Genomic DNA, 7,056 nt, shown 5'->3' with positions numbered 1-7,056 from the left:
CACGCCCGAGGATCTGGTCCGCAAGGGGCGCGACATCGAACGCCGGGTGCTGGCCCGCGCCGTGCGCTACCATCTGGAGGACAGGGTCATTCCGAACGGCGCGAAGACGGTCGTGTTCGCAAGCTGAATGGGCTAGAAGGCCCGCGCTATCTCGAAGGGGAATTGAATTGGCTGAGATCATCGATGGAAAGGCCTTCGCGGCCAATTTGCGTGCCCAGATCGCGGCGGAGGTGGCGGGGCTGCCCTACAAGCCGGGTCTCGCCGTGGTGCTGGTGGGGGAGGACCCGGCCTCGAAGGTCTATGTCGCCAACAAGGCGAAGCAGACGGTGGAAGTGGGGATGGCCTCCTTCGAGCATAAGCTGTCTGGCGACACAACGCAGGCTGACTTGCTGGCGCTGGTGCGGCGCTTGAACGATGATCCCAAGGTGCATGGCATTCTGGTGCAATTGCCGCTGCCCAAGCATCTGAACGCGGACGAGGTGATCGCCGCGATCTCTCCGGACAAGGATGTGGACGGGCTGACCGTGGTGAATGCCGGGCGCCTGGCCGCGGGGCTGCCAGGGCTGGTGCCGTGCACGCCGCTGGGCTGCATCTTGCTGCTGGAGGACCGGATTCCCGACATGACAGGGTTGAACGCGGTGGTGATCGGGCGTTCCAACCTTGTCGGCAAGCCCATCGCGCAATTGCTGCTGCAAAAAAACTGCACGGTGACGATGGCCCATTCCAAGACCAGGGATCTGCCCGGCCTGTGCCGGACGGCGGATATTCTGGTGGCCGCCGTCGGCCGGCCGGAGATGGTGAAGGGCGATTGGGTGAAGCCGGGGGCGAGCGTGATCGATGTCGGCATCAATCGCGTACCGGCGCAGACCGCGGGCAAGACCCGGCTGGTGGGCGATGTGGCGTATCAAGAGGCGGCTGGGGTGGCCGGGGCGATCACGCCGGTGCCGGGCGGGGTGGGGCCCATGACCATCGCCTGCCTGTTGCGCAATACCTTGACCGCCGCCAAGCGGCAGGAGGGCCGCTAAGGGGTATATAAACAAGGCTGGCCTTTTCCCCCCTCGCGTCATAAGACGATCATGACAGGAGGACGGTTGAAACATGCGCAGCCAGGCAAAGCCAGCCGCCAGAAAGGCTCAGATCATCAAGGCTCCTCTGCCGGAAGCCCTGGAACAGGCCGGTTTGCCGGCGGAGATCGCGGAGCCCTATAACACCGGCAGCAATGCCGCGGCGGTCTCGGATCTGACGTTGGAGCAGGCGATTGGCGTGCAGGTGCGCCAATTGCGCCGCCGGGTGGGCATTACCGTTTCGGAACTGGCCACCGCGGCTGGGTTGTCCGGCGGGATGCTGTCCAAGATCGAGAACGGGCAGATCTCGCCTTCGCTGGCGTCCTTGCAGTCGTTGGCGGTGGCGTTGAATGTTCCCATCACCACCTTCTTTTCCACCTTCGAGGAGAAGCGCGATTGCTCCTTCGTGAAGGCGGGCACGGGGGTGGTGATCGAGCGGCGAGGGACCAAGGCGGGGCATCAATATTCGCTGTTGGGCCATGCGCTGGGCGGTAACGTGGTGGTGGAGCCTTATCTCATCACGCTGAGCAAGAGTGCCGCATCTTATCCGGCCTTTCAGCATGAGGGGACGGAGTTCATCTATATGCTCACCGGCGAGGTGCTGTATCGCCATGGCGATCAGTCTTATCATCTGGAGCCGGGCGATGCGTTGCTGTTCGATTCCGCCGCGCCGCATGGGCCGGAAAAGCTCCTGGTGAAACCCATGACCTATCTCTCCATCATCACCTACGCGCGCGAACAGAGTTGAGCCGTGGCCGGACTGTTCACGCGGCTGCGCGCCGGCGCCGGGGCGGCGTGGGAGGAGTATGTGCGCCATCCCTTCGTGGAGGCGCTGGCCGACGGCTCGCTGCGGCGGGAGGCGTTTCAGGAATTCCTCGTCCAGGATTATCTGTTTCTTATTCAATATGCCCGTGCTCATGCGCTGCTGGCCTATAAGCTGGAGGATTTGGCGGATATTCGGGCCGCGTTGGACACGGCGAAGGCACTGATTGAGATCGAGATACCGCTGCATGTGAAATATTGCGCGGGGTGGGGGCTTGCGGAGGCGCGGATGCGCGAGGCGCCGCCCGCGCTCGAAATGCTGGCCTATACGCGCTATGTGCTGGAACAGGGGCTGGCGGGGGATGCGCTGGATCTTCTGGCCGCTCTCGCGCCCTGCCTTGCCGGCTATGCTGAGATCGGCCTCTGGGCGGCGCGGCGCGCGCAACCGGACAATCCCTATATCGATTGGATACGCACCTACACCGGAGAGGATTATCTGGCCTCGGTCGAGGCCGCTCTGGCAATGATCGACCGGGTGGGGGACGCTTTGGGGGCCGAGGCGCGGCTGCCCCGGTTGCAGGCTGTTTTCACCCAGGCCACGAGGCTGGAAGCCGCGTTTTGGCGGACAGGCTGGCGGGAGCAGGCGCCGTAGCGTTGAGCGGCCTTGGCGCATCGCCACGGGACAGGCTGACATTATTGAAAATTTCGCGGGGGGAATGGGGCGCTTTTCATCAACGCGCCCCAAGGGGCTGGAGCCTCTTGGAACAGGGAGGCCTCCGAAACGGTCTGGAAGTTCTTAAGAGATGAGCGAAGGCGCTACCCCGCGCCGATCAGCACGCCGGTGCCGAACACCAGCACGCCACCCAGCGCGACTTGCAGCGTGGCGCGGAGGGGAGAGGTGTCCATATATTTCCAGCGTATCCAGGAGATCACCGCCAGTTCGACGACCACCACGATGATCGCCACGACCAGGGCGACATGCAGGCTGGGAATCAGGAAGGGCACGGTATGCCCCAACCCTCCCAGCGCGGTCATGACGCCGGTGACGGCGCCGCGCACGTAGGGGGTGCCGCGCCCGGTGAGGGAACCGTCATCCGACAGGGCTTCGGCAAAGCCCATGGAAATGCCCGCGCCCACGGCCGCGGCCGCGCCGACGATGAAGGCATCGAAGGAATTATGCGTGGAGAAGGCGGCGGCGAAGATCGGCGCCAGTGTGGAGACGGAGCCATCCATCAGCCCGGCGAGGCCCGGCTGGATATATTGCAGCATGAATTGCCGCTTGGCGTGCTGATCCTCCTCGGCACGGACATTGTCGGGAAGGTTTTGCTCGGACAATTCATCCGCGCGATGCTCGTGCTCGACTTCTTTTTCCGCGAGATCGCCCAGCAATTTGCGGATGGACACATCCGTGGCTCGGGCGGCGGCGTTGCGGTAGAAGCGCTGGGTTTCCTGCTCCATGCTTTCGGCGATGTTGCGGACATCGTCGATATTGGGCTTGGGAAACTGCCAGATGGACGGGCGGGAGATGAAGCCGCGCACGTCCTGACGGCGGATCAGGGGAATATGCTCGCCGAATTTCTCCTGGTAGAGATCCAGCAATTCCCGCCGATGTTCACCCTCTTCCGCCGCCATTTCACGGAAAATATTGGCCGAAGCTGGGTATTCCTCGCGCAGCCGTTCCGCGATGTCGAGATAGATGCGCCCATCCTCTTCCTCGTTGGTGATGGCGAGGGCCAGGATCTCGCGCTCTGAGAGCTGGGAAAAATCACGCATGCGCAGGCTCCGGTTGAAAAGGCCATCTGAGGCCAGAGACGAGGCGCGTCAAGATTTTTGAGGGGATTGAGAATGAATGGCTATTGCATGGGAGCTGCTGGTTCTGGTCTGGATATGTTCTGAATTCAAAATATATGGTCGGCTTTGTGTCCGCTCGGGCGCGGCTGGGGACTGATCGCCGCGCTGGCCATGCCGCGTTGCCGTGGAAGGCAAAGACTGTAGAATGAAACCGAAACATACGGGATGAGGCGGTGAGCGGAGTAGAGGTCAAGGATGAACGCTGCGCCTGTGGCAGCGGGTTGCGGGCGGTGCGGTGCTGCGCGGCCGACAAGGCGCAATGGCCTGGCGAGGCGGCGTTGGCCCTGCTGGACGCCAAGGCCGCCGAGGCGGCGGCTTTCTTCAATGAAAAAAAATATGCCGAGGCCGAAACGCTGGTGGTGACGCTGCTGGACGCGGCGCCGAATCATCGTGGCGCGCTCCGTGTTTTGTTCGAGATTCGCAATGCCCAGAAACAGCGCAAGGCGGCCGATGCGTTGGGGGCGCGGTTGGCGGGGCTGCCCGGCCCGGCGGGCGCGCGCGCCCAGGCCAATGGGCATTATGCGCAATATCTGATCGCTCAGTCGCGCCATGAGGAAGCGCTGCCCTACGCGGCCGCGGTGGTGAAGGCGACACCCAGGGCGGCATTGGCGCATCACGTGATGGGGGTGGCGCTGACGGAAACCGGAGATCTGCTGGCCGGTGAGCGCCATTACCGCCGGGCCATCGAGCTGCTGGGCCGGGAGGATGGCATGCTGCTGGGCAATCTGGCCTGGAACCTGAAGCTACAGGGCCGGCTTTCGGCGGCGGAGGCGCTTTATGAAACGGCGCTGAAATTGCGACCTGACAATATGCGCGGGGCCGGGGGGCTGGCGCAGGTGGTGTTCGCCAAGGGAGAGCATGACCGGGCGGACATGTTGCTGGACGAGGCGCTGACCCGCTGGCCGCAGGACCGCATGCTGCGGCTGCTGAAGGTCATGGCCGAGCTGGCCCGTGGCCGCGCCACCGAGGCGCTGGCGAGGCTGGGCGCGTCAGACGGGTTGATGCCGCCGGAATTGCTGGCGCGGGGCAGGGCGCTCATGCGGCTTGGGCGGATCGAGGAGGCGGTGAGCGCCATCGCCGCGGCACGGAATATTCAGCGTGAGCGCACGGGGCTGTCCTTCCAGCCGGAGGCGTTGCGGGCGCGGGCGCAAGCGTACAAGGCCTATTTCACCGCCGACCGGGTGCAGCCTTTGCCACGGGCGCGTCCGGGGCGGTTCATGCCGGTGTTCCTGCTCGGGTTTCCGCGTTCGGGGACGGGCTTGCTGGAACAGTTGCTGGCGCAATGCCCAGGGTTTGCCCCGGGAGACGAGGTGAAGCCCGTGGCGGAGCTGGCGCGCGCGGTGCCGGGCCTGCTGGGCGGAGGAGAGTATCCGGCGGTGCTGGATGAGTTGCTGGTCGGCGAGGGGATGGAATTGCCCGACCGGCTGCGTGAGATGTACGAGGCGCCCCGTGTGGAGATGGGGCTGGCGCGCCAGGGTGTCACGTTCATCACCGACCGCGCTGCTCCCAATATCTGGCATCTCGGGTTGATCAAATTGCTCTATCCCGAGGCCCCCATCATTCATGTGCTACGCCATCCTTACGATCTGGTGCTCGCCAATATCGCGCAGGACCGGAAGCTGGAAGGCCATGCCCATGCCGGCTTGCCTGGGCTGGCGCGCTATTACGCGCTGCTGGCGGACATGCTCCGCCATTACCGGGGGCAGCTCACGCTGCGCTATCTGCCCGTGCGCTATGAGGATTTGGTGGCCGATCCCCGGGCCGTGGTCGCGCGGGTGCTGGATTTCATCGGCGCGGAGGCGCCGGTGCCGGAAGGGCTGGCCGCCAACGACCTGCCGGTGGCCGAACCGTTGCCCGCGCATTTCGCCGGGAGGGAGATGGTGCATGGTCACGCCCGCGGACGGTTCAGGGCTTATCAGGCGGCCTTGCCCAATCTTTTCACCGATATCGCGCCAGTGCTGGCCCCTTGGGTTTGCGAGCTGGGCTATGAGGAGCAGGGCGCATGAGCGGGGTGGCGGAGCAGGGGAAGCTGGTGATGCCGCTTGGCGAGGCGCTGGACCGGCTCGCCAAGCTGGAACAGGACGGCAAGCTGGCCGAAGCGGACGATCTGGCCGCGCGGATGCTGGCGGCGATGCCGGAGCATCCGCATATTCTGCAACTTGCGGGGATTGTCGCCTACCGGAACGGGCGTATCGCCGAGGCGATCGAGCGGATGGAGAAATCCGAGGCGCTGGCACCGGAAATGCCGCTTTACCCGCGCAATATCTGCGAGGTGTATCGCGGCGCGGGGCGGCTGGACGATGCGTTGCGCGCCGGGCGCCGGGCGGTGGAACTGGCACCCCAGGATTCGCGGTCTTATTTCAACCTCGCGCTGATCCATTATGAAAGGCTGGAGCTGGACGAGGCGGTGCGCGTGGCCGACGAGGCCGTGGCGATCGACCCGGATTTCGCCGAGGCGCATTTCGAAAAGGCGGAGGCGCTGCTGCTGGGCGGACGGCTGCGCGAGGGCTGGGAGAGCTATGAATGGCGCTTCAAGCTGAAACAGGCCGAGGGCATGCTGCCCAAGACGGACAAGCCGCAATGGGATGGCCAGCCATTGGAGCCCGGAAAGCTGTTGATTGTCGGGGACCAGGGGTTTGGCGATTGCATCCAGTTCGGGCGCTTCGTCCCCTGGGCGGCGCTGCTGGCGCCCAAGCCGGTGGTGGCTTGTTCCGCCGAACTGATGCCGCTGGTGCGGCAATTGCCGGGGATCGGCAAGATCGTCACGCGCTGGGACGACGCGAAGGGCTTCGAGGCCTATATCCCACTTTCGGGCCTGCCGCGCCTGGCGGGCATCACCACGGACAATATCCCGCCCGCTGGTTATCTGGCGCCGCCGCCGGAATTGGTGGCGCGCTGGGGCGCGGCGCTGGACCGGCTGGCGCCCCGGGGGGGACGCAAGCGCGTCGCGCTGGTATGGGCCGGGCGGCCAACCCATAAGAACGACAAGAAGCGAAGCCTGAAGCTCTCGCAATTCGCACCGCTCTTCGAACGGGAGGATGTGACGATTCTGACCGTGCAGAAGGGCGACCAGATCGCCCAGGCGGGCGGTTATTACGGGCGCGCGCCGCTGCTCAATCTGGGGCCGGAGATCGGGGATTTTCTCGATACGATGGCGATATTGAAGCATGTGGACAGGCTGGTGACGATCGATACTTCCGTCGCGCATGTGGCCGGGGCGTGCGGCGTGCCGGTTTCCATCCTGCTGCCTTACGCGCCGGACTGGCGATGGCTGCTGCACCGGGAGGATACGCCCTGGTATGATTCCATGCGGCTTTACCGGCAGCGGACGCCTTATGAATGGAGCGATGTGATCGAACGCGTCGCCGCGGATTTATAG

6 protein-coding genes and 1 pseudogene are annotated in these 7,056 nt (G+C 64.7%); 6 read left to right on the top strand and 1 reads right to left on the bottom strand.

The genetic code is table 11. From position 1 onward, the window contains the following. The 4 genes and pseudogenes from purU to AB7D48_RS12245 all read left to right on the top strand — a co-directional run. Positions 1 to 127 (top strand): annotated as a pseudogene (purU, locus tag AB7D48_RS12260) (formyltetrahydrofolate deformylase); the annotation flags it as partial. Positions 128 to 167: 40 nt separating this feature from the next. Beyond that, on the top strand, positions 168 to 1,025 hold the full coding sequence (folD, locus tag AB7D48_RS12255; RefSeq protein WP_427979479.1) for a bifunctional methylenetetrahydrofolate dehydrogenase/methenyltetrahydrofolate cyclohydrolase FolD: 858 nt from the start codon (positions 168 to 170) through the stop codon (positions 1,023 to 1,025). A gap of 73 nt (positions 1,026 to 1,098) precedes the next feature. Beyond that, positions 1,099 to 1,812 carry a helix-turn-helix domain-containing protein gene (locus AB7D48_RS12250; protein ID WP_427979477.1) on the top strand — a complete coding sequence of 238 codons (714 nt, stop codon included), beginning with the start codon at positions 1,099 to 1,101 and terminating at the stop codon, positions 1,810 to 1,812. A gap of 3 nt (positions 1,813 to 1,815) precedes the next feature. Further along, a complete protein-coding gene (locus AB7D48_RS12245) occupies positions 1,816 to 2,478 on the top strand; it encodes a TenA family protein (protein WP_427979475.1) in 663 nt (220 codons plus the stop codon). 164 nt (positions 2,479 to 2,642) lie between these two features. Here AB7D48_RS12245 and mbfA read toward each other — a convergent pair whose 3' ends face one another. Beyond that, complete coding sequence (gene mbfA / locus AB7D48_RS12240; protein WP_427979472.1) at positions 2,643 to 3,599, bottom strand: iron exporter MbfA; 957 nt, start codon at positions 3,597 to 3,599, stop codon at positions 2,643 to 2,645. Positions 3,600 to 3,850: 251 nt separating this feature from the next. On the opposite strand from mbfA, the gene AB7D48_RS12235 reads away from it, so the two are divergent. Beyond that, a complete protein-coding gene (locus AB7D48_RS12235; protein WP_427979469.1) occupies positions 3,851 to 5,683 on the top strand; it encodes a sulfotransferase in 1,833 nt (610 codons plus the stop codon). Next, on the top strand, positions 5,680 to 7,056 hold the full coding sequence (locus tag AB7D48_RS12230; RefSeq protein ID WP_427979467.1) for a tetratricopeptide repeat protein: 1,377 nt from the start codon (positions 5,680 to 5,682) through the stop codon (positions 7,054 to 7,056). Before AB7D48_RS12235 ends, AB7D48_RS12230 begins: the two co-directional genes overlap by 4 nt.

This window comes from Acidocella sp., from assembly GCF_050253495.1.
GTDB lineage: Bacteria > Pseudomonadota > Alphaproteobacteria > Acetobacterales > Acetobacteraceae > Acidocella.
Note: the sequence above shows the minus strand (reverse complement) of the source record. Positions and strands in the feature narration are given on the sequence as shown.

Excerpts from the sequence above, each read along its gene's own strand:
- AB7D48_RS12250 (WP_427979477.1), top strand. The coding sequence starts at position 1,099 with ATGCGCAGCCAGGCAAAGCCAGCCGCCAGAAAGGCTCAGATCATCAAG.
- AB7D48_RS12230 (WP_427979467.1), top strand. The coding sequence starts at position 5,680 with ATGAGCGGGGTGGCGGAGCAGGGGAAGCTGGTGATGCCGCTTGGCGAG.
- mbfA (WP_427979472.1), bottom strand. The coding sequence starts at position 3,599 with ATGCGTGATTTTTCCCAGCTCTCAGAGCGCGAGATCCTGGCCCTCGCC.